Source organism: Marinobacter sp. EN3, assembly GCF_000475315.1.
GTDB lineage: Bacteria > Pseudomonadota > Gammaproteobacteria > Pseudomonadales > Oleiphilaceae > Marinobacter > Marinobacter nauticus.
In genome coordinates, this window is sequence record NZ_AXCC01000030.1 from 162,595 (window position 1) to 184,006 (window position 21,412).

The window sequence follows — 21,412 nt, forward strand, 5'->3', positions numbered from 1 at the left end:
CGTGACAGTGTGTCACCTCTAGCTTTTAGGTGACGCTATCCTGCTGTAGGCGTTGCGGGCCACGCCCGCCCCGAAACAACAATCGCAGGAGAACAAGAATGAACAAAGCTGGCTGTTGTGGCCCCTGGCGCTCCGGTGCGCTGGCGGGCTTGTTGTTATTGTTGCTGTCGGCTCCGGTATCGGCGGAGCTGGGGGATTATGGATTCTGGCGAACCCTGGGTAACCTGGCGTCGCCGCCCGGTGCCGATAATCCGGTGACATCGGATCAGCGCCAGGGTGCCTACCCTTTGTTGGCCAATCCCGATGGCTACGAGAATTTCTCGGCGGGGGCCTACTACCAGTGGCAGACCATCGCACTGGCGCCGGAAACCGGCGCTGTATGCGGTAACGGTTCGGAGTACAAGTTCTTCGTGAACCGGGTGCCGAACACTTCCAATACCGTGGTTTATTTTGAAGGTGGCGGTGCCTGCTGGGATTACGAGAGTTGCAGTGGCCAGACCGGGATCCGGGGAGCTCGTAATCCCGATGGTATCCCGGATGATTACATGTCTCTGTTGAATCCCGGCGCCAGCCTGGTGAGCCCGTTTGTGGTTCGTCTGCATCCCTGGACCCGGGTAAAAACCCAGAACTGGAACATGGTCTACGTACCCTACTGTACGGGGGATATCTATTCCGGTGACCGGGTGGCGGTGTATGAAGATCCTGAAGGCGAGGCGGAACCTCTGATCTGGCATCACAACGGCCTGAGGAATACCCGGGCGGTGATCAGCTGGCTCAAGGACAACCTGCAACGCCCCGGGCAGATGCTGGCGACCGGTTGCAGTGCTGGTGGCATTGGTGGCCTGACCAACTATCACCCAACCCGGCGGGACATGGCGCCGACTCGAAGTTTCCTGATCAACGATTCAGGCCCTGCCTTCAGTGCGCCGGTTGGCGCCGACCCTCAGCAGTATCCTTCGGTGCTGCTACAGAGCTTCATCAGGCAATCCTGGGGGCTGGACCAGCCGGGCGGCCCGCTGGATTACCTGAAGTCCGGTTTACCGGCACTGAACCTGAATGACCTCGGCAGCCTGTATCCTGCGCTGGCGACGGCGCTGCCACAGGACCGTATGGGGCATACGCATTTCTGGCGGGACCTGAACTACTCCTCCTATTCCTATGAGCGCTTCTTCCCGGAGATCGAGAATGCGCCGGATCAGGCCACCAAGGAGGCTTTGCTGCATCAGAAGTGGGCCGTGGATACCGAACGGTTGACGCAGACGCTGGCCGGGCTGGATAACTTCGGCTATTACCTGCCCATGTTTCGGGACGTGAATGAAAGTCACTGCACGTCCATTATCGAGTTCGCCAATTCGGATATTCAGGAGTTGGGCCTGGAACTGGGGGATTTCGTCAATAACGTGATGAATGGCAGCGGTGCGGTGATGCAGGCCTCGGAGACCGATACGGTGGCCGATTACAACAAACCGTTCAACCTGTTGTACTGGTCGCTGGATCAGTTGCTCTGATTATTGCCGGCGGACCGGCCCATGGCCTCTACCCGAGCTTCCTGAAGGCGCTCACGCAGGTATTGGTCCCGGGTCAGTCCGCCGGGAATATCATCCATGGCCATCACTTCTTCCACAATTGCCTTTTCCCGGGCCTTGTAGCGTTCGAAGTCCGGCCTGGGTTCCTCCAGCCAGGCCTGCAGTCTGGCTCCGGATTCAGCCCGGTACCGGTCCATGAGTTGCTGTGCGGCGGCTTTTGCTGCCTCCTCATCCGGCTCCAGAATCTGGATCATCGCCAGTTGAATCAACGCGGCTTCCGGAGCACTCATCTGCGCAGATCCTTCGTATTCGTTCATACGCTCTTGCAGGGCATCGGCCTGGGCCCGGCGCTTCTGTTCGGGGAGAGATGGGGCGTTGGCAAAGAAATCGTGCAGGTCATCTTCAAATTCAAGCCGCTGGGCGTAGGCCTTGACCTTGGGGTTGTCCAGCAGCGCCTGTTGTTCTGGTGACAGGGCATCGGAAGAGGGCGGGGGGGGCTCGGCCGGATCTGAAGCGGTATCCGGAGCGTTTCCGGCTGGTGGTAACTCGGGTGGCGGGGTATTGGTCGGCCACAGGAGCGCCAGCGCCAGAATAATTGCGGCCCCGGTGACCAGCAGGATCTTTGTGTTCATGACTCACTCCGGCAGGATTCTCCGGAATCAGTGTAGACCAGAATGCGGCAACTGCCTGGGTTGGGCTCAGCCGGCCAGCCACTGCATAGAGGCCCAGCCCATGGTGCCACCAATCAAGGCGCCGGCCAGGACATCGCTGGGGTAGTGGAGCCCGAGAATGACCCGGGATGCCGCCACTGACAAGGTGAATGGAAGCACACACCAGGCCAGGGCCGGGAGCGCAACGAACAGCATGGCCTGAAAACACACCGCGTGCAGGGTGTGGCCGGAGGGAAAGCTGTACCGGTCCAGTGGCGGCGTTGCACAGTTAATAACCGGAAACGAAATAAAAGGCCGCTCGCGGATCAGCCAGCGTTTGAGGGCCTTGTAGGTCAGCGTGCAGGTGAGCCCGGTAAGCGCCATTTGAAGTGCCAGGGCCGGGCCAGAGTCCCCGGCGTAGAAAGGCAGTAAGAGAATCAGCGCGTACCAGAACCAACCGTCGCCAAGTCGGCTGACGACTCGGAAATACCCCAGAATCGGCCGGAACCGTACGCTGCGATTAATGGCCTGGCAGACCGCGAATTCTCGCTGGTCTGCCAACTCAAAGAAGCGAGATGCCTTGCTTGTTAATGCCATGGTATCGGGCCTGTGCAGTTTGGTTTAAAACCAGCTGTTCAAACTGGTCGATCTGGCTGCTCCAATTCAATTCAAGAGCGTCCAGGCGAGCCTGGGCGCGGACTCGGTTCAACAGTGAGGGCTGGTCGGCCAGTCTCAGGGCGTGATTGACGAAGGCTTCGTCGTCTGTCAGTTCAGCCTTCATGCCGTTTTCGTCATGTCGGATATGTTCTGCGGCTGCAGCATCGTCGAAGGCGACGATGCCCAGTCCGCTGGCCATGGCTTCCAGCACCACGTTGCCGAAGGTGTCGGTTTTACTGGGAAACAGGAACAGGTCACCGGAGGCATAGTGCCGGGCCAGATCTTCGCCCCGTCGTGTGCCACAGAATATGTAGTCCGGGTGCCGGTCTTCCAGGGAGCGGCGCATGGGGCCATCCCCTACCAGCACGAAGCGGGCATTAGGATGCAGGCCGCGGATACGCTCGAAGCAGGCAACAGCCATGCGCAGGTTTTTTTCCGCAGCCAGGCGCCCGACATAGAGTACGGCACGTTCGTTGTCGTGCAGCCCCCATTGCCGACGCAGGGATTGGTCGCGTTTGTGGGGGGTGAAGCGCTGGCAATCCACGCCCCGGCTCCAGAGGCCGGTGCAGGTGATCCCCATGTCCCGGGTCACCCGCTGCATGCGACCGGTAGGCACCAGGGTGATGGCTGTTCTGTTATGGAACCAGCGACCGTAGGCACACAGTAACCGTTCGAGCAGGCCCGCTCCGTAATAGCGAGAATACTGATGGAAGTTGGTATGGAACCCGGAACTGACAGGCAGGGCGAGGCTGCGAGCCGCGTTCACGGCCGCCACGCCGAGAGGCCCCTGGGTTGCCACATAGATGCCGTCGGGCCGCTGTTTCTGCCAGAGCTTTTTCAGGCTCGAGGGGCGGGCGGTACCGAAGCGCAGATCTGCGTAGCCGGGAAGAGGCAAGCCATTAACCACCAGTTCGGTGGAAAACAACCCGCTCCCGGTACTCTCAAACAGTCCTTTCTGTTCGTGGGGCTGCCGGGGGCGCACCACGGTTACATGGTGGCCCCGTTGCATCAGCCCCTGACACAGGTGCCGCATGGTGTTGGCAACACCATTGATTTCCGGCGGAAACGTCTCGGAAACAATGGTAATGTGTTGCGGTCGCCGTTCGGTCAACTGGGCTTCGGTCACGGGGGTTCCTGAAGGTTCTGCTGTCATGCCTTTACTATGGAAAGACGCCATGACAGAAATGCGACAACTCCGTGACATTCCGTTTACGTGTTTATACCCCGTCTCTTATCGACCTATTGCAAGGAGATTCCATGCAAACGCGAAAACTTGGCTTTACAGATATCGAGGTCAGCCTGATCTGCCTGGGAACCATGACCTGGGGCGAGCAGAACAGCGAGCAGGAAGCCTTTCAGCAGCTCGACTATGCCATGGAGCAGGGCATCAATTTCATCGACGCCGCTGAAATGTATCCAGTGCCACCCAGGGCAGAAACCCAAGGCCTGACCGAGCAGTATCTGGGCAACTGGCTGGCCCGCCGTGGCCAGCGTGATGACCTGGTGATCGCCAGCAAGGTGGCCGGGCCGGGTAATGGCCTCGGGTATTTGCGCGGTGGCCCGAGGCTGACCCGGGAGCATATCCGCTCTGCCTGTGAGGGCAGCCTTAAGCGCCTGCAGACGGATTACATCGATCTTTATCAGGTGCACTGGCCGGACCGGAGCGCCAATTTTTTTGGCAAGCTCGGTTATGACCGCAATCCCGATGAGCAGATGACGCCCATTGAGGAAACACTGGAAGCGCTGGATGAACTGGTGCGTGAAGGAAAGGTCAGACACATCGGGCTTTCCAACGAGACACCGTGGGGCACGATGCAGTACCTGCGCCTGGCGGAGCAGCGTGGCTGGCCCCGGGTGGTCTCTATCCAGAACCCCTACAACCTGTTGAACCGTTCCTTTGAAGCAGGCCTGGCGGAGTTCGCCCATCGTGAAGGCACCGGCCTGCTGGCCTATTCACCACTGGCCTTTGGCATGCTGACCGGCAAATACCTGGGGGGAAAATGGCCGGAAAAGGCCCGGCTGACTCTGTACGAGCGGTTCAGTCGCTATACCAATGACCGGGCGGCGGACGCCACGAGGGCCTATGTTGAGCTGGCTCACCAGCATGGTCTCACGCCGGCCCAACTGGCACTGGCCTGGGTGAACAGTCGGGAGTTCGTAACCAGTAACATCATTGGTGCAACCACCATGGAGCAGCTCAGGGAGAACATCGGGGCAGCCAGTGTGACTCTGAGCCCCGACCTCGTGTCCGCCATCGAGGCGATCCATGCCGAGTTCACCTATCCCTGCCCTTGAAGACTGTATGCATAAGGGCTTGCAGTAGCCAGGTGCGATCCTGCCGCTCCGACCAGCGGCAGAATCGTTACATACTGCAATATAAGTGATCATTTATTGACAAAAAAGCTGGTGCCAGGCGACGGAACGCTGGCGAAATTGTGTGCAAAATCACACCAATCTTCGTCGCAATCATTAGACTTTGGTACTGTGAATTAAATAAAGCCAATGTCGATACCGGATTTCCTGTTGCCATGATTCTTCGCCTGTTCGTCGTCCTTCTAGCCCTGAATAGCGTCGCCTTTGCGATGCGGGCTGACGCTGCGCAGCCCATGTTGTCGGAACCGATGCTTTCCGAGCGCATGATGGCCGAGCGCGACGAAATGACGACAGCGGAGGAGGTATATGAACTTCAGGAATGGATGTCCGGCGATTATGAAGACGACCGCAGCGATGCACTTACCGCTATCGGCTCCCGTCTGCTCAGCCTGAGCCTCAGCCGCTCCCGCACTGCTGAAAAGACCTATGCTTCCGATCCGGCTCAGCCTGACCACGGCATCGCCCTGTTGAACGAAGGTGCCTGCCTGAACCTGCGCTGGAAGTTCTGACCGCTGTTCCCTGGCGTGCCCGCCATCTTTCTCCCGACCTTCCGCTTTGTCAAAATGTCATGACCTGACGCATTGTCAGCTTGAATCTGCCGTGTGATCATCCACCTTAATTGAGATTCTCAAGCGACGAGGAGCCGGTAATGGCAGCAGAGAACGGAGTCTATTGCGACGACGCAGAACGGTGTGTTGATCGGGTGATTGAACGGGTTGGCAAGCGCATTACCCTGGGCTTGCCGCTTGGTCTTGGCAAGCCGGTGAGGTTTGTGAATGCGCTCTATCAGCGTGCCAAGGATGATCCGGACATTGAGCTGCATATTGTGACCGCGCTCTCCCTGTTAGCGCCTGAGGGCAGTTCTTCACTGGAAAAACGTTTCATGGGGCCCTTCGCCAAGCGCCTGTTTGGCGATATTCCGGAACTGGCCTATGCCCGTGATGTCGCCAATAACCGCTTGCCAAGCAATGTCCAGGTGTCTGAATTTTTCTTCAAAGCTGGCAGCTACCTGAACAATCGCAACCAGCAGCGAAACTACGTATGCACCAATTACACCCATGCCGTTCGCGACCTGATGGCGCAGGGTGTGAATGTGGTGGGGCAGATGGTTTCCCCAGGCGAGCCCAATGGCTTTCCGGGCCAGGTGAGCTTTAGCTGTAACCCGGACCTGTCACTCGATATCCTGCCGCTGCTGCGGGAGCGTGAACAGCAGGGCGTACCGGTGGCCATGGTGGCTGAAATCAATCAGTACCTGCCCTGGTTTGGCCATCATGCAGCCGTCGAGGAACAGCAGTTTGATCTTCTCTTCAGTCATCCATCGACAGACTATCCGTTATTCTCGGCTCCTCAGATGGCCATCAGTCCGTCTGATCACCTCATCGGATTCTACGCCAGCTGCCTGTTGAAGGACGGCGGAACCCTTCAGGTTGGCATCGGTTCACTGGGAGCCTCGCTGGTTCACAACGCCATTCTGCGCCACAAACACAATGATGCCTGGCGCGCAGTTTATGACCACCTGGATGTGGGATCCAGGTTCCCTGTGGTTGACAGCTGCGGCGGTACCGGTACGTTCGAGACCGGCCTGTATGGCTGTAGTGAAATGATGGTGGATGGCTTCCTGTATCTGATGCAGGAGGGCATCCTGAAGCGGGAAGTATTTGATCATGCCGGTTTGCAGACTCTGATCAACCGGGGCGAGATTACCCTGACGCCGTCGCTCGACATGCTGGATGTGCTGGTCCGGGAAGGGCTGATCGACTCGCCATTGCGGGCGCGGGATGTCAACTGGCTGATTCAGTACGGCATTCTGCGGGACACAGTGGAATTCCGTGGCGGACGCCTGCGCCTGAGTGAAGATCACGCTGTAGAAGCAGACCTCAGCCAGGATCAGACCCGTGAGGCGCTGGCGGCCCTGGGTCTTGGTTCAAGGCTCACCGGTGGTATTGCCATGCACGGTGGCTTCTACGTGGGGCCGGAGGCCTTCTACCAGGCTCTGAGAGATCTGTCGCCAGAGCAGCGTGACAAGATCTGCATGACCAGTGTCAATTTCATCAACCATCTTTACGATCACCGGTTCGGAGATCAGAAGCTCAAAGCCGCCCAGCGTTTGCACGGTCGGTTTATCAACTCTGCGATGATGTACACCCTCAATGGCGCGGCAGTGTCAGATGGGCTGGATGATGGTCGCGTGGTCAGTGGTGTGGGGGGGCAGTACAACTTTGTTTCGATGGCCCATGAGTTGCCCGGGGCGCGCTCCATCCTGGCTCTCAGAGCCACCCGCATGTCGGGTGGGCAGGTAGTGTCCAACATTGTCTTCAACTATGCCCATTGCACCATTCCAAGGCATCTCAGGGACATTGTGATCACGGAGTACGGCATTGCCGATTTGCGGGGGCGGTCCGACGAAGATGTGTTCCTGGCGCTGATCCGTATTGCCGATTCCCGTTTCCAGGCGGATTTGCTGAAACATGCCCAGAAGGCGGGCAAGGTCCGTGACGATTTCCGCTTGCCTGCGGACTGGCAGAACAATACGCCGGCGTCGGTTCGCCAGGCTTTGGCTGCACCCGGTAAGGGCGACTGGTTCCCGGCGTTCCCGTTCGGCCGGGATTTTACCGATGAGGAGCTGACCCTGGGGAAAGCCCTTAAAGGACTGAAAGCCGCAACCGCCACTCCCCGTGGTAAACTGGCGACCCTTTGGCAGGCCATCCGGGCTGAAGACGATACTGGCCAGTACGCGGTGCTGCTCGAACGCATGGGGTTGAACAACCCCTCAGGCATTCGGGAGAAGCTGGATCGCAAACTGGTGATACATGGCCTGCAGCAACTTGAACCCGCGACAAAGACAGGAAGCGAAAACAGCTGATGCAAGCCGATAACCCGAACACCCGGCCGGATGTTTTTACCGTCCATTACGTGCTCAAGAACCGCATCGGTGAGCTGGTGGATACGTCTGAAGGCAGCGAGCCTCTGCACTTTATCTACGGCAGCCCCGATATCATTGCCGGCATTCAGGAGGCGGTGAAAGACCGAAACGTAGGTGATTGCCTGGAAGTGACCGTGCCACCGGAGATGGCCTACGGCGAATACCGCGAGGACCTGGTGCGCAAGGTGCCCCGTTCCCTCTTTGAGGGCGTTGAAAACCTGGATGTGGGCATGAAATTCCAGACTAACTCCGGTGATCAGGCCCAGGTGGTACAGGTGGTGGCGATCGACGGCAACCTGGTCAAAGTGGATGCCAATCACCCTCTGGCCGGTTTCACTCTCTATTTTGATCTGGAAATCGTGGGTCGTCGCGAGGCTACTGAAGACGAGGTAGCTCAGGGTCGCCCGCTGTTCTGAGAGGGCGTTCGGGTACCTGGTCGAACTCGCCCGAGTGAATGCGGGCGAGGCCCTGGCTGATCTGCTGGTGTATGCACCCGGTCAGCTCATTCAGGGATAGATCCGGATCCGGTCCAAGGGGCGGATGCAGTATTACGATGATCTGCCCCGTTGGCTGCCGCAGCAGCCTGAACAGATGACAGTGGAAACTGTCATCGCCCACAAAGGGCGCCAGTGAGTCAGGGCGCCGTTCTCGCCGATAACCGATGGACACTGGCTGTATGGCCGTGTTGCTGTCCCGGGCGGCGCTCATCAACAGTCCGTGCATGGGTAATACGGCTACCCCGGTGCTGGTGGTTCCCTCGGGATAGACCATCACCGATTCTCCAGCCTGCAGGCATTGCGCGATACTGGCTTTGATAGCTCTGGCCTGACCGCCGCCACGTTTGATAAACAGCGTGCCGGCCTGCCGGGCCAGCCAGCCGATCACCGGCCATTGACCTACTTCCGCTTTTGACAGAAACCGCATGGGCGTGATGCTGCCAAGAACCGGGATGTCTGACCAGCTGATGTGGTTGGCGACAAACAGGGCGTTTTCCGGGCAGGGCTGGCCATAAACCTGAACCTGCCAGCCCAGGCACTGACATGCCTTCCGAAAACAGATTGTTGCCCATGGATTCCTGTCCACCGGTCTGGTCCTGGCCAGATCGGAGATCCGGAGCAAAGCCGCCAGCGCGCAGGCTCCGACAAGGAAGCCTGCAAACATTGCTAAGCGAAAGCTCAGTCGAAGCCAGCTCATCGGCAATCCTCCGAATCAGGCGGGGCGACGCAGAAAGTGCCGGCTGTAGCGGCCGGCCAGGTTACTGACCTCCAGCAGCACCAGCATGTCGGCACATCGGAATTCAGGATCCCAGCAAGGCTCGCCACAGACCCTTGCGCCCAGGCGCATGTACGCCTTGATCAGGGGCGGTATGTCCACAGAGCGTTCTGATTCCGGATGGGCAAGATGTGGCAGTTGGCGCTTTGGCGTTACCCGGCAATGCGGCTCAGACAGATGCTGTTGTTGCAGAAGCCGGGCCACATGCCAGGCTTTCGCCCCGCCGTCGGCCATGCTGATACTGGCGCAGCCGATCAGATGGGTAACGTTGCGCTGCACCAGGTACTCCGCCACCGCTGACCACAGTAGCGTGATGGTGCCGCCATTGCGGTAGTCCGGGTGCACGCAGGTTCGGCCGAGTTCAGCCAGTGTTCCGGGCAGGGCTTCCAGAGCCGCGAGATCAAACTCGCCCCGGGAGTAGAAGCCGCCAACGGAAGCCGTATCGTTCTGGTGAAGTATGCGGGTGGTGGCCACCAGTTCACCGGTGTCTGCGTCGGTGACGATCAGGTGATCGCATGCCGCATCGTAGGCATCGGCATCAATGCCCGGGATTGTGGCGCCGAGATCGCTGCCATACTCCTCGGAGAATACCCGGTAACGCAGGCGCTGCGCCGCTTCTATGAGCTCCGGGTCACGGGTCAGTTCGGTGCTCAGGTTACGGCCCCGGCGGGGTTGAAGGCTCGCGGTGGTTGCAGTCATGGCTTGGCCTCTGTGTTTCTGTTTCAGGTCAAGGCTATGAAGCGGGTATGACAGATGGGTGACGCCGGGGTGACGTCTCTGTGACAGTGCGAGACCGTTTTCAGGAAAACGGATATGTGTCACAGGCTGTAACCCTTTGGCGGTTCCATGTATATTTCTGAATAGCATGTATAATTGCTGTAACTGAACGTTGCCTGTATCGTCGGGTGTACAACCCTGAAACCGGAATAAAATAATCAGAGATGGATGGCGTGGAACAAACAAACGAGAGTTGGCGAATCCTGATCGTAGAGGACGATGAGCGGCTTGCGGATCTGACCCGCGAGTACCTTGAGAACAATGGCCTGACAGTGTCGTTGGAAACCCACGGGGGAGCCGCTGTTGAGCGGATCCGCAACGAGCAGCCTGATCTTGTGGTTCTGGATCTGATGCTGCCTGGCGAAGATGGTCTGTCCATCTGCCGGCGGGTACGGCCGTTCTTTAATGGCCCCATTATTATGCTCACCGCCCGGACAGACGACCTGGACCAGGTCCTGGGCCTGGAAATGGGCGCGGATGACTACATTGGCAAACCGGTCCAACCGCGCGTTCTGCTCGCCCGCATCCGTGCCATGCTGCGCCGGGTAGAAACCTCGCCCGTTAGCGGGCAGGAGACGTCCGGGGAGGAGCCGGTACGTTTGCAGTTCAACGACCTTGTGGTCGATCGTTCCATGCGTGAAGCCTGGTTAAGTGACGAGAGTATCGACCTCACCAGTGCTGAGTTCGACCTGCTCTGGCTGCTGGCCAGTAATGCCGGGCGGGTGCTGAGCAGGGAAGAGATTTTCACCGCACTCCGGGGCATCGAGTACGATGGGCAGGATCGTTCCATTGATGTTCGCGTGTCCAGGATCCGCCCGAAAATCGGTGATGATCCCATCCACCCGCGCCGTATCAAAACCGTTCGCAGCAAGGGCTACCTGTTCGTCAAGGAAGCCTGATCGCGCCTGAGGCGTTGCCGCCCCGAAGGTGGCAACGCCGGTTACCAGGGTTGGCCCGATGTCCCTGAAATTTTTCCTGAAAGCCTACGCTCGTATTGCGGCCATTGCGGCGGCGGTCGTGCTGGTGTGCGTCCTGCTCTTTAATGGCATCAACTCCGTTCGCGAACAATACTGGCATGAGCAGGCCATGACACCGGTTATGCGTTGGCTGGCGGCGGCCCCGGATCCGCTCAGTAAGTATCACTGGATGGCCCCGATGTTTGGTCTGCACAGTGGCGTTGCGGCCGACTTCGGGCTTTCCCAGGTTGCGCTTGAGCGCCTGGGCTATGGCCAAGTGGTGGCGCAGTCAACCGATAGCGGGTATGGCTATTATGTCCTTGGTCTCGGGGGCGAGGTGCTCGGTATACATCTGGAGCAACCCTACCGGGATCTGGCCCGGGCAATCTCGTTGATGGTGCGTTGGCATCTGGATACCAGCCCTGCGGCTCAGCGTGCGGATGTGGCGCAGCAATTGGCAGAGTCTCTGAATCTCGATATCCGTCTGGTTCAGAAGGCCGAGGATCTGCCGGATCAGCAGGCGCTTGAGCGGCTTGGTGACACCGGGCTGGCGATTTTTGAACACGGTGATAACCGTGCCAGGGCGCTGGTTCGTTTGTCGGAAGGCGCGTTGGTTGTGGTGACATTGCCTCCCCCCTTCAATCCCTGGGGCTGGCCGATTATCTTGCTGCTGACCGCTGTTGTCGGTGGCGTGCTGGCAGTGGCCCTGTTTCTTGCGTTGCGTTTTGTAGAGAGTCATCTGCGCAAGGTTGAGTCGGTAGCGATTCGTATTGCCCGGGGTGAGATGGGAGCCCGGGTGGAATCCGAGCAGGGCACGCTCGTGTCCCGGCTGGGGGCTTCGTTCAATGGAATGGCGGAACATATCCAGCGCCTGGTGCAGGTGCAGCGGGAAATGATTCACGCGGTTTCCCACGAACTGAGAACGCCGGTGGCCCGTATCCGGTTCGGCGTTCAGATGATTGAATCCGGTAGTACCCAGGAAGTGCTCGAAAAGCAGCTCGAGGGCATTGATGGCGACATCCAGGAGCTCGACGAACTGATTGACGAGATCCTGACCTATGCCCGGCTGGAGCAGGGCGGGCCGGTGTTCAGTCTCCGGGAGGGCTCGGTCACGGATATAGTCAGGCAGGTTGTCTCCGAACAGCGGCTGATCCGGGAGGGAGTCGACATTGAGTGTCAGATTGACGAAGCCTCGGAGCGCTGGGCACAGGCCGATATGGAGCCCCGTTACATTCACCGGGCGGTTCAGAACCTGGTCGGCAATGCCGCGCGCTATGCCGCAGGCCGTGTGCGGGTGAGCTGCCATCTGGATGAAGATAATTGCCGGATTGATGTGGAAGACGATGGCCCGGGCATTCCGGAACAGGATTGGGAGAAGGTGTTCACCGCCTTTGCCCGGCTTGATGACAGTCGTACCCGCACCTCAGGCGGCTACGGGTTGGGCCTGTCCATTGTTCGCAGGATTCTGTACTGGCACGGTGGGCAGGCTTTTGTGGGCCGCAGTGATGTCTTGGGCGGAGCCCGGTTCAGCCTGGTCTGGCCGCGCCTGAAGCCCGCAGACGCGGATTTGTGAACCAGTGCTCGGTACCTCACCTGATGTAACAAAGCTCTACACAACCACAACTGAACCCTCCGCAGCCCTGGGTAATACTTCAAAGCGTAAGGGATGACTTTTGAGGTTGTAGTTCTTACGAACTTTCCTTGTTTCATTCGTCATTTGAGGGCCGGTTTTTCCGGCCCTTTTTTTATTTCCGCGCCGCGTCACACCGCTCGATCCCCGTCCTGTTAGAATCTCCTGAAAACAACAGGAGGTTTTGATGTCCCGATATCTGCTTGCCATAGACCAGGGTACCACCAGTTCCCGCGCCATCGTGTTTGATGACAAAGGCGCTCAGGTGGCCGTTGCCCAGCAGGAGTTTCACCAGTACTTCCCCAAAGATGGCTGGGTTGAGCATGATGCCATGGAAATATGGGACAGTACGCTGGCGGTCTGTCGTTCAGCCCTGAGCAACGGCAAGATTAAGGCATCTGACCTCGCAGGCATCGGCATTACCAACCAGCGGGAAACCACTGTGATCTGGGACAGGGCGACGGGGCAGCCGATTCATCACGCCATTGTCTGGCAGGATCGCCGTACCGCGTCCTGGTGTACCAAGTTGCGCCAGGATGGCCATGAGTCCCTGGTGGTTGACCGCACCGGATTATTGATTGATCCCTACTTCTCTGCCACCAAGATAGCGTGGATTCTGGACAACGTTGACGGTGCCCGCCAGCGCGCGGAAGCCGGTGAGTTGGCCTTTGGCACCATTGATACCTGGTTGCTCTGGAATCTGACCGGCGGCAAGCACCATCGTACCGATGCCACCAATGCGTCCCGCACTGCACTGTTCAATATCCATACACAGCAATGGGACCCGCAGCTGCTCAAGCTGTTTCGGGTGCCTGCTGCTCTGTTGCCGGAGGTATTCGACAGTGCAGCTGAGTACGGGTTGACGGAACCCGAATGTCTGGGCGCTTCGGTGATGATTGCCGGTATTGCCGGTGATCAGCATGCCGCTTTGATCGGCCAGGCCTGTTTTGAGCCGGGAATGGCCAAGAGTACCTATGGCACAGGCTGTTTCCTGATGCTCAACACCGGCCAGCAGGCCCTGCGCTCTGAAAACCGGTTATTGACGACGGTAGCTTACCGCCTCAACGGCAAACCCTGCTATGCCATTGAAGGCAGTATTTTTGTTGCCGGTGCCGCCATGCAGTGGCTCAGGGATGGGCTTCGGTTGATTTCCCATGCCCGGGAATCGGCGGAGCATGCGGCGACGGTCGGTGTGAATAATCCGGTGTATCTGGTGCCCGCGTTCACCGGCCTGGGAGCCCCGCACTGGGACCCGAACGCCCGGGGTGCAATCCTGGGGCTGACCCGGGATACTGGCATTGCCGAGATTGTCACGGCGGGTTTGCAATCGGTGTGCTATCAGACCAAAGACCTGGTGCGCGCCATTCGCAACGATGGCGCCCGACTGGAATCGCTGCGAGTCGACGGAGGCATGGCTGTGAACGACTGGGTGATGCAGTTTTTATCGGACATTCTCAATGTGCCGGTTGACCGGCCGAGCGTGACCGAAACCACGGCGCTGGGGGCCGCATATCTTGCGGGTTTGCAGACCGGGGTTTTCGATAGCCTGGAGCAGATTACGTCGCTTTGGGACTGCGAGCACCAGTTCCGGCCGGATATGGCGCCGGGGCTGCGGGAATCACTCTATGCCGGCTGGCTGGATGCTGTTGAGCGAGTCTGTAATCACTGAGGTTCAGTGGCCGGTGCGTTCGAAGGCGATCAGGTGATCAGCCTCCACCCGGACCGGTACCTGCTCACCCAGGTTAAAGTCCAGGTGGCTCCGGAACAGGGCCTCAAATTCAGTGTCTTCTGAACACCGGAAACGATAGAGCGTGGAGGTTCCGGCAAAGGTTTTTTCCACCACCTTTGGCTTCAGCTCTGAGTCTTCATCGAAAACAATGTCGTCCGGCCGGATCAGGACGTCCAGCAGGGTGCCTGGTTGCCATTTGTAGGCCCGGTTGCCATGGATGACGCCCAGTTCCGATTCTATGGTGTCAGGGCCCAGGGCCTTGCCGGGAATAAACCCACCTTGCCCGACAAAACTGGCCACGAACCGGTTCGCCGGCTCATGGTAGAGGTTGTAGGGCACATCCCACTGTTGAATCTGCCCGTCCCGGAGAACCGCCACCTGATCACACATGGCAAAGGCTTCCTGCTGATCGTGGGTAACCAGGATGGCGCTGATGCCGAGAGTCTTGAGGATTTCCCGCACATCCAGGCTCAGCCGGCGGCGCAGATCCGTGTCCAGGTTGGAGAAAGGCTCATCCAGCAGGATCAGTGTTGGCTCTGGTGCCAGTGCCCGGGCCAGGGCCACCCGTTGTTGCTGGCCGCCGGACAGCTCGTGGGGATAGTTGTCTGCAAGGTCCTGGAGGTGCACCAGGTTCAGCAACTCCATGACCTTTTGTCGACGTTCCGCTTTGCTTAATGACTTGAGACCGAAGCCGACGTTATCGGCAATGCTCAGGTGCGGAAAAAGGGCATAGTCCTGGAACACCATGCCAATCTTGCGCTTTTCCGGTTGCAGTGCCCGCCCGGGCAGGCTGATGGCCTGTGACTGCAGGCGGATTTCACCTCGGGAAATCGGCAGAAAGCCAGCCAGCGCCCGAAGGATGGTGCTCTTGCCACAGCCGCTGGGGCCCAGCAGGCAGCCAATATCGCCGTGGCTGAGGGCAAAACTGACGTCCTTGACGACGGAATCACCGCCGTAGCCACAGGACAGATTGTTTACTTCCAGCAGCCAGTCTGCGGGGGGCACCAGGGCTTCGGGCATGGATCAGTCCAGACGATTGAGAATCAGGAATTCCAGCAAGGCTTTCTGGGCATGCAGCCGGTTTTCCGCCTCATGCCAGACTGCCGAGCTTTCGTGGTCCATCATGTCTGCCGAAATCTCTTCACCCCGGTGGGCGGGCAGGCAGTGCATGAAGAGGGCGTCTTTGTCGGCCTGAGCCATCAGAGCCGGGTTGATCTGATAGCTGCGGAAGGCTTTTTCCCGGGCTTTCTGCTCGTCTTCCTGGCCCATGGAAGCCCAGACATCGGTGACCAACAGTTGGGCGCCTCGTGCTGCCTCTTCTGGCGCGCGCACAACGGTCACCCTGTCAGCATGCTGTTCGATCAGTTGTTGATCCGGTTCGTAACCCTCTGGGCAGGCAACGTTCAGGTGGAAATCGAAACGCTCTGCAGCGTTTATGTACGAGTGGCACATATTGTTGCCGTCACCAATCCAGGCCACGGTGGCACCACGGATGCTGCCGCGAAGCTCCCGATAGGTCTGCATGTCGGCCAGCAGCTGGCAGGGGTGGAATTCGTCGGTGAGAGCGTTGATCACGGGCTTGCTGGAGGCAGTGGCAAAGCGCTCGACCGTTTCGTGGGCAAAGGTACGGATCATCACCGCGTCGACCATGCTGGAGATCACGATGGCAGAATCCTCGATCGGTTCGCCGCGGCCAAGCTGTGTATCCTTGGGCGAGAGGAACATGGCGCTACCCCCGAGCTGGGTCATGCCGGCTTCGAAGGAAACCCGGGTCCGGGTGGACGATTTTTCGAAGATCATTGCCAGCACCCGGTTTTTAAGGGTGTCCCTCGTCTGGCCTGAACGCCACTCTTTGCGTAATTTGGAAGCATGATCGAGCAGATCTTCCAGTTCCGCCGTGGTCATGTCGTTCAGTGTCAGAAAATGTCTTGCTGCCATGAAAGGCCCCTGTTTCAAGCAAACTGCCCGTTCGGAAAAGCCAACAAGTCTAGCCCGTCGCTACCCTGAAAACAACGCCGGGCGCGGTGCTGTTGTTCTGGGTCAAAACGTACGGTTTGTTGAGGCCTGAGGCACCCGTGTACAATAAGCGCAAAGGCCGTTTGGCGGCAAAGCTGACTCCCAACCAGAGGAATGAGTTCATGGACATCAATGAAACCATCAAGAGCCAACTTGAAGAGAACCCGGTTATTCTTTACATGAAGGGCACCCCGCAAGCTCCGCAGTGCGGTTTCTCGGCACGTACTGTTCAGGCTCTGATGGCGTGCGGTGAGCGCTTTGCGTTTGTGAATATTCTCGACAATCAGGAACTGCGTGAGGCCCTGAAAGTCTATTCCAGCTGGCCAACCTATCCGCAGCTCTACATCAACGGTGAGCTGGTGGGTGGTTGCGACATCGTTCTGGAAATGTCAGAAAGTGGCGAGCTGGCCAAGATGGTCAAGGATGCTGCAGGTCAGGCCGAGGCCTGATCATTCTGCTACTCGTAACGGTATTTAAGCTTTATCGTAAAACGACCTCCTTTCCCGCTCTCTGGAGCGGGATAGGGGCTTGCCTCTAAAGCCGCCCGGTATATTGCGGCGTCTACATCCTTTAGGTCCGTTGATTTAACGATTTTCGCGCCCGTCACCGCGCCATTTCCCATTAATCTGAGTTCTATTTCTGCTATCCATGTCTTTGATCTCTCCGAGTCTACAGGCACCCTAATCGTCTCTCGGAAGAGATATTCCGACAAATGACTTGAGAGTTTTGCGACAAAAGGGTCTCTTTCATCGGGAGTCTCAGTCTTTTGCTTTACTGGCTCCGGCGTTTCTACGGCCTCGCTTGCACGTGCAGTCAATGCAGGTGTAGCAACTGATGCAGGGGATTCGAAGGATGTTGCCCGGGTTTGGGTGCTTTCGGTTGTCCGCTTCGGGGAATCTGGCTGTGTCGCAGTGACGGTTTGCGATTCGGGCGGAGCACTGAAGGTAGATTCTGTCGAGGTTACCACCGGCTCGGCCGGCGGGATCTCGAACTCGGAGTGCCTGGGCTTTGGCGGTTCCGGGCTTGCCACGCTCTCTGGTGTCGGGACGGCCGCCGGGGTTGTCAGCGTAAAAACCAGTCGGTGAGTCAGTTCCCGGGCCTCCTTCAGAGGCGATGGAAGCCCGGCCAGTACCAGAGTGTGAGCCAGTATGGCCAGGGAAACCGCCAGCAGGAGCCGATAGGATGCCGGCATTGAGGGTGAACGAAAACCCGTGTCCGGCATCTATATCAGGCGGTTTTTGTGCGCAGGTTGCCCACGACGGCATTCAGGGCCCGGTCAATCAAGGCACCCTGTTCGAGCAGCGTCAGGCGGCCACGACGCATCTCATGAGCCAGCTCAACACGGGTTTTCTCAATGACTTTCAGGCCCATACGGTTGACGAACACAAAGCAGTCCGCTTCATCAATAATGGCTGAGAGCTTGCAGCGGAAGCTGGTGCCGTTGACCAGGCGGAACTCCACCCAGTTGCCAATTTCGATAGTGTCGAGCTTGGCCACATATTCGGCAATCGCAGCATCTTCCAGTTCCTGTTGCCGTTCAACGGCGGTCTGGTGCACGGTCGGGGCTTCGTCTTCGGCATCCGACGGTGCATCCTGACGGGCTTCGATGGCGGCGTTGGTCCGGAAGGCCTCAGCTAGCTCATGCTTCAGGTGCCCCATCATCTGATCAAGCCGGGTGGCGTTGTAGGAGACTTCCTCAAGTCCTGCCCGCAGTGATTTCAACAGACCGGGCACAACCCGAACCCACTGGTCACGCTCTTCATCTTCTTCATGGGGGTGCAGGCACCAGATCAGGTCATCCACGACCCGTGCTGTTTCGTGCCAGCGATGTTCGGTGTCGTCCTTCAGGTAGGCCAGGAACATAACCCGGCTCCAGCCATTCATCAGAATATCGCTGACCGAGTCCGGAAGCCGGTAACGGGATACTTTTTCCCGTAACAGCCGGTCCACCTCTTCCTGGGCCTTCTGGGATTTGATGCGACCACGTTCCGATTCTCGTGTTCTCTGTTCCACCAGGGAGGCCTTACGGTTTTCTCGCTCCAGGAATTGCTCAAATTCTTCGTTCAGGGTTTCGAACAACTGAATGTTGCCATCGAATTCATTGAGGATTCGTTGCACCACGTTGTGTATCTGACCGTACAGCTTGTCTCGGGTTTTCTCATCGCTACTGCTCCAGCCAATGCCCGCGCGGGCGAGGGAGTTGAGCAGCTTGCGGGCCGGGTGGGTTGCCTTGCTGAAGAAACTCTTGTCCTTGATCACAACCTTCAGAATCGGAATCTGCAGGCGACTGATCAGCACCTGAACCGGGGCGGACAGGTTGTAGTCATCAAGGATGAACTCGAACAGCATGGAGACCAGATTGATCAGATCTTCATCCACTTCATTCAGTGCGGGCTGGCGACCATCTTGAGCGTCGGCCTTGGCCAGCAGTTGCTGAACGACCTGGCGCAGGTCGACGGTTACGGGCTCACCCGTGCTAAGGTCGTCGGTTTCCGGCCAGTTTTGCTGAAGCGGAATGGCATTGAGCATATCGGCCAGTTCCCGGCCTCCGACCACTCTCAGAGAGGGATCGGCGCTGCGTGGGGGCATGCCGGCATTGGATCTTTGCAGAGCCAGCATCTGACGGATCTGGTCAAACAGTACGGTGTCTTCCGGGCGTTGATCGTAGCCGGCAGTCGCCTCGCTGGGGCTTTCGGCAGAGCTGTCTGCCGTTGCAGATGGCTTCTGGCTCTGGTTCTTCTTGCCGTGATAACGGAAGTTCGGGATAACGCCGGCCTGGATCAGAATGCGATTGGCTTCATCCAGGAGCATGCCCAGGTTGGAGATCACGTAACGGTCAAATTGCTTGAGCAGGATGAGACGTTCGCGAATCTGGATATCGAGGGCCTGGATCGCTTCGGTAAAAGCGCTGCACAGGTGCTCCGGTGCCATCGGGTTGACTGGCTCCTGCTCGGTGGCGTCCGGATAGATCTCGGTAAAACGGGCCTGCAATTGCAGTAAAGGGCCTTGGAAGTGCGCCTTGGCCTTGGTGGTCATGGCGTTGAAGGCAACCTGTTCTTCCAGATCGTCATTGCCAACCAGCGAAAGAGTGTCGGCACTGGCCTGCGGGCTGGCTTCGGTTGACGGAAGCTGGCCGGCATGGGGCGGGTTGGCAAAGAACTGGGCAACCGTATTCTGAAAATGACGCTCTACGCCCTTGCGCTTGATGCGAATCTCGCGCATGGCTTCGAAGTAGCGGTTTTGTTCATTGTTGCTGCGGGCATTGTTGGCCAGTTCGAAGAGTGAATCATCGACGGCATCGAAAGCCCCCTGCAACAAATCACCCAGCCCCGCAACAACGGTGTCGCGGATGCGGGCTACCTCCGCAGGAACCGGTCGGGTGCTTGCCGCTTCCCTGTGCTCGCGGAGGTAATGTATGCCGGACTGCTTGTTCATGGCCGACTCCTGTTTACGCCTCAACCGGATACATGACCGAGCCTGATTCTTGTCTGTTCTGATTATTGGATAAATTTAGCGCATTTTGATCTGCATTAACATGAATAAACGCTAACCTGCGATCAGGTTCATAAACTCCGGCCACGCTTTTTCTTGCGTTTGGGGTGGACAATGGCGGCTTTAACCACGTTGTCCTTGATTTGCAGGACTTCAATACGATGACCGCCAACTTTCAGACACACGTTGGTGTCCGGAATATTTTCCAGAGTTTCGGTGATCAGTCCGTTCAGGGTTTTCGGGCCATCGGTTGGCAGATGCCAGCCCAGGGTCTTGTTGATCGTCCGCACGGCGGCACTGCCGTCGATGATAAAAGTGCCGTTGTCCTGTGGAATGATGTCGGGCGAGGTGGCGGCATAATCGGTGGTGAATTCCCCGACGATCTCCTCAAGAATATCCTCAAGCGTAGCCAGGCCCAGTACATCGCCGTATTCATCCACCACAATGCCGAACCGGCGTTTGCCTTTCTGGAAGTTCAGTAGTTGGGTATTGAGCGCAGTGCTCTCCGGAATGAAGTAGGGTTCCTGGCACAGCTGCATGATCATCGCCTTGTTGATGTCTGCCTCCTGCAGCAGTCTGGCCGCGCTGCGAAGGTGCAGAATGCCCTGAATGTTGTTGATGTCACCCTTGAAGATAGGCAGCCGCGTGTGTTGGCTGCTTCTGAGCTGGCGCAGGATGGTGTCTGTGTCGTCTTCCAGGTCGATGCCGACGACTTCGTTTCGGGGCACCATGATGTCATTGACGGTGACGTTCTCCAGATCCAGGATGCTGACCAGCATGTCTTTGTGCCGGGCCGGAATCAGTGCGCCGGCCTCGTTCACCACGGTTCTGAGTTCTTCACGGCTGAGATGATCTTCCGAGGCCTGGGCCGAGGAGACGCCGAGAACGCGAAGAATGCCGGTGGTAAACAGGTTGACCGTCCATACCAGCGGGTACAGAAGTTTGAGCAACGGCCCAAGAATATGACTGGCCGGGAAGGCAATTTTTTCAGGGAACAGGGCTGCGAGAGTTTTCGGGGTGACCTCGGCAAAAATGAGGATAACGATCGTCAGCAGTAAGGTGGCGATTGCGATACCGGCGTCGCCCCAGAGGCGAATCGCGATGACCGTGGCGATCGATGACGCAAGAATGTTCACGAAGTTATTGCCGATCAGGATAACGCCGATCAGCTGGTCGGTTCGGTTAAGCAGGCCTTGCGCTCGCTGGGCCCCTTTGTGGCCGGTGTTCGCCATGTGTTTCAGGCGGTAGCGGTTCAGGGACATCATGCCGGTTTCAGAGCTGGAGAAAAACGCAGAAAGGATGATCAGTCCGACAAGTAGAATAAACAGCGCGGTGAGCGATGTTTCGTTCAAGAGAGCAGCCCTTATATTGAGGATAAGTTGCGAAAATAGGTTTTGAAGGTGACAGGTGT

19 protein-coding genes are annotated in these 21,412 nt (G+C 58.1%); 9 read left to right on the plus strand and 10 right to left on the minus strand.

Going from position 1 to position 21,412, the window contains the following annotated elements:
* Positions 1–98: 98 nt before the first annotated feature.
* The gene (locus tag Q675_RS31030; protein WP_023011502.1) at positions 99–1,508 is read left to right on the plus strand and encodes a pectin acetylesterase-family hydrolase; all 1,410 of its coding nucleotides are present in this window, start codon (positions 99–101) and stop codon (positions 1,506–1,508) included.
* Here Q675_RS31030 and Q675_RS31035 read toward each other — a convergent pair.
* The 3 genes from Q675_RS31035 to Q675_RS31045 form a co-directional block, all read right to left on the minus strand.
* Positions 1,496–2,158 (minus strand): hypothetical protein, encoded by a 663-nt coding sequence (locus Q675_RS31035; RefSeq protein WP_023011503.1) that lies wholly within the window; start codon positions 2,156–2,158, stop codon positions 1,496–1,498. The two genes, Q675_RS31030 and Q675_RS31035, sit on opposite strands and share 13 nt — an antisense overlap.
* A 66-nt stretch (positions 2,159–2,224) precedes the next feature.
* Complete coding sequence (locus Q675_RS31040; protein ID WP_031211463.1) at positions 2,225–2,773, minus strand: phosphatase PAP2 family protein; 549 nt, start codon at positions 2,771–2,773, stop codon at positions 2,225–2,227.
* Positions 2,739–3,986 carry a glycosyltransferase family 4 protein gene (locus Q675_RS31045; RefSeq protein ID WP_081432101.1) on the minus strand — a complete coding sequence of 416 codons (1,248 nt, stop codon included), beginning with the start codon at positions 3,984–3,986 and terminating at the stop codon, positions 2,739–2,741. Before Q675_RS31045 ends, Q675_RS31040 begins: the two co-directional genes overlap by 35 nt.
* Positions 3,987–4,090: 104 nt before the next feature.
* On the opposite strand from Q675_RS31045, the gene Q675_RS31050 reads away from it, so the two are divergent.
* The 4 genes from Q675_RS31050 to Q675_RS31065 all read left to right on the plus strand — a co-directional run bounded on the left by Q675_RS31050 (position 4,091) and on the right by Q675_RS31065 (position 8,545).
* On the plus strand, positions 4,091–5,128 hold the full coding sequence (locus tag Q675_RS31050; protein WP_023011505.1) for an NADP(H)-dependent aldo-keto reductase: 1,038 nt from the start codon (positions 4,091–4,093) through the stop codon (positions 5,126–5,128).
* Between the two features lie 233 nt (positions 5,129–5,361).
* Complete coding sequence (locus Q675_RS31055; protein ID WP_023011506.1) at positions 5,362–5,715, plus strand: hypothetical protein; 354 nt, start codon at positions 5,362–5,364, stop codon at positions 5,713–5,715.
* Positions 5,716–5,855: 140 nt separating this feature from the next.
* On the plus strand, positions 5,856–8,069 hold the full coding sequence (locus tag Q675_RS31060) for an acetyl-CoA hydrolase/transferase C-terminal domain-containing protein (protein ID WP_022991025.1): 2,214 nt from the start codon (positions 5,856–5,858) through the stop codon (positions 8,067–8,069).
* Positions 8,069–8,545, plus strand: coding sequence for an FKBP-type peptidyl-prolyl cis-trans isomerase (locus Q675_RS31065; protein ID WP_022991026.1), 477 nt, complete (start codon positions 8,069–8,071; stop codon positions 8,543–8,545). Before Q675_RS31060 ends, Q675_RS31065 begins: the two co-directional genes overlap by 1 nt.
* Here the strand turns inward: Q675_RS31065 and Q675_RS31070 are convergent.
* Together Q675_RS31070 and Q675_RS31075 are read right to left on the minus strand one after the other, a co-directional pair.
* A complete protein-coding gene (locus Q675_RS31070) occupies positions 8,505–9,212 on the minus strand; it encodes a lysophospholipid acyltransferase family protein (protein ID WP_227499566.1) in 708 nt (235 codons plus the stop codon). The two genes, Q675_RS31065 and Q675_RS31070, sit on opposite strands and share 41 nt — an antisense overlap.
* Before the next feature lie 126 nt (positions 9,213–9,338).
* The gene (locus Q675_RS31075; RefSeq protein ID WP_023011508.1) at positions 9,339–10,100 is read right to left on the minus strand and encodes a GNAT family N-acetyltransferase; all 762 of its coding nucleotides are present in this window, start codon (positions 10,098–10,100) and stop codon (positions 9,339–9,341) included.
* A 242-nt stretch (positions 10,101–10,342) separates the two neighbouring features.
* Between Q675_RS31075 and Q675_RS31080 the strand changes: the two genes are divergently transcribed.
* The 3 genes from Q675_RS31080 to glpK all read left to right on the plus strand — a co-directional run bounded on the left by Q675_RS31080 (position 10,343) and on the right by glpK (position 14,433).
* Positions 10,343–11,077 carry a response regulator gene (locus Q675_RS31080; RefSeq protein ID WP_011785784.1) on the plus strand — a complete coding sequence of 245 codons (735 nt, stop codon included), beginning with the start codon at positions 10,343–10,345 and terminating at the stop codon, positions 11,075–11,077.
* Between the two features lie 58 nt (positions 11,078–11,135).
* Positions 11,136–12,707: an ATP-binding protein gene (locus tag Q675_RS31085; RefSeq protein ID WP_023011509.1), complete on the plus strand. Its 1,572-nt coding sequence runs from the start codon at positions 11,136–11,138 to the stop codon at positions 12,705–12,707.
* A gap of 244 nt (positions 12,708–12,951) precedes the next feature.
* Positions 12,952–14,433: a glycerol kinase GlpK gene (glpK, locus tag Q675_RS31090; RefSeq protein WP_023011510.1), complete on the plus strand. Its 1,482-nt coding sequence runs from the start codon at positions 12,952–12,954 to the stop codon at positions 14,431–14,433.
* A 3-nt stretch (positions 14,434–14,436) separates the two neighbouring features.
* On the opposite strand, the gene Q675_RS31095 is transcribed toward glpK, so the two are convergent.
* Positions 14,437–15,513 carry an ABC transporter ATP-binding protein gene (locus tag Q675_RS31095; protein ID WP_011785781.1) on the minus strand — a complete coding sequence of 359 codons (1,077 nt, stop codon included), beginning with the start codon at positions 15,511–15,513 and terminating at the stop codon, positions 14,437–14,439.
* A gap of 3 nt (positions 15,514–15,516) precedes the next feature.
* Positions 15,517–16,431 (minus strand): ornithine carbamoyltransferase, encoded by a 915-nt coding sequence (gene argF / locus Q675_RS31100; RefSeq protein WP_023008850.1) that lies wholly within the window; start codon positions 16,429–16,431, stop codon positions 15,517–15,519.
* Between the two features lie 200 nt (positions 16,432–16,631).
* Here argF and grxD point away from each other — a divergent pair, with 200 nt between their 5' ends.
* The gene (gene grxD / locus Q675_RS31105) at positions 16,632–16,958 is read left to right on the plus strand and encodes a Grx4 family monothiol glutaredoxin (protein ID WP_014420735.1); all 327 of its coding nucleotides are present in this window, start codon (positions 16,632–16,634) and stop codon (positions 16,956–16,958) included.
* Between the two features lie 8 nt (positions 16,959–16,966).
* Here grxD and Q675_RS31110 read toward each other — a convergent pair whose 3' ends face one another.
* The 3 genes from Q675_RS31110 to Q675_RS31120 form a co-directional block, all read right to left on the minus strand.
* Positions 16,967–17,701, minus strand: coding sequence for a TonB C-terminal domain-containing protein (locus Q675_RS31110; protein ID WP_023011511.1), 735 nt, complete (start codon positions 17,699–17,701; stop codon positions 16,967–16,969).
* Positions 17,702–17,736: 35 nt separating this feature from the next.
* Positions 17,737–19,944, minus strand: coding sequence for a DUF1631 domain-containing protein (locus tag Q675_RS31115; RefSeq protein WP_023011512.1), 2,208 nt, complete (start codon positions 19,942–19,944; stop codon positions 17,737–17,739).
* A 128-nt stretch (positions 19,945–20,072) separates the two neighbouring features.
* Entirely contained in the window at positions 20,073–21,353 is a 1,281-nt protein-coding gene (locus Q675_RS31120) for an HlyC/CorC family transporter (RefSeq protein ID WP_011785776.1), read from the minus strand.
* Positions 21,354–21,412 lie beyond the last annotated feature (59 nt).

Bases quoted from the DNA above. Each gene is read 5' to 3' on its own strand.
- Q675_RS31030 (WP_023011502.1), top strand. From the start codon at position 99: ATGAACAAAGCTGGCTGTTGTGGCCCCTGGCGCTCCGGTGCGCTGGCG.
- Q675_RS31035 (WP_023011503.1), bottom strand. From the start codon at position 2,158: ATGAACACAAAGATCCTGCTGGTCACCGGGGCCGCAATTATTCTGGCG.
- Q675_RS31040 (WP_031211463.1), bottom strand. From the start codon at position 2,773: ATGGCATTAACAAGCAAGGCATCTCGCTTCTTTGAGTTGGCAGACCAG.
- Q675_RS31045 (WP_081432101.1), bottom strand. From the start codon at position 3,986: ATGACAGCAGAACCTTCAGGAACCCCCGTGACCGAAGCCCAGTTGACC.
- Q675_RS31050 (WP_023011505.1), top strand. From the start codon at position 4,091: ATGCAAACGCGAAAACTTGGCTTTACAGATATCGAGGTCAGCCTGATC.
- Q675_RS31055 (WP_023011506.1), top strand. From the start codon at position 5,362: ATGATTCTTCGCCTGTTCGTCGTCCTTCTAGCCCTGAATAGCGTCGCC.
- Q675_RS31060 (WP_022991025.1), top strand. From the start codon at position 5,856: ATGGCAGCAGAGAACGGAGTCTATTGCGACGACGCAGAACGGTGTGTT.
- Q675_RS31065 (WP_022991026.1), top strand. From the start codon at position 8,069: ATGCAAGCCGATAACCCGAACACCCGGCCGGATGTTTTTACCGTCCAT.
- Q675_RS31075 (WP_023011508.1), bottom strand. From the start codon at position 10,100: ATGACTGCAACCACCGCGAGCCTTCAACCCCGCCGGGGCCGTAACCTG.
- Q675_RS31080 (WP_011785784.1), top strand. From the start codon at position 10,343: ATGGATGGCGTGGAACAAACAAACGAGAGTTGGCGAATCCTGATCGTA.
- Q675_RS31085 (WP_023011509.1), top strand. From the start codon at position 11,136: ATGTCCCTGAAATTTTTCCTGAAAGCCTACGCTCGTATTGCGGCCATT.
- glpK (WP_023011510.1), top strand. From the start codon at position 12,952: ATGTCCCGATATCTGCTTGCCATAGACCAGGGTACCACCAGTTCCCGC.
- Q675_RS31095 (WP_011785781.1), bottom strand. From the start codon at position 15,513: ATGCCCGAAGCCCTGGTGCCCCCCGCAGACTGGCTGCTGGAAGTAAAC.
- argF (WP_023008850.1), bottom strand. From the start codon at position 16,431: ATGGCAGCAAGACATTTTCTGACACTGAACGACATGACCACGGCGGAA.
- grxD (WP_014420735.1), top strand. From the start codon at position 16,632: ATGGACATCAATGAAACCATCAAGAGCCAACTTGAAGAGAACCCGGTT.
- Q675_RS31110 (WP_023011511.1), bottom strand. From the start codon at position 17,701: ATGCCGGCATCCTATCGGCTCCTGCTGGCGGTTTCCCTGGCCATACTG.
- Q675_RS31115 (WP_023011512.1), bottom strand. From the start codon at position 19,944: ATGAACAAGCAGTCCGGCATACATTACCTCCGCGAGCACAGGGAAGCG.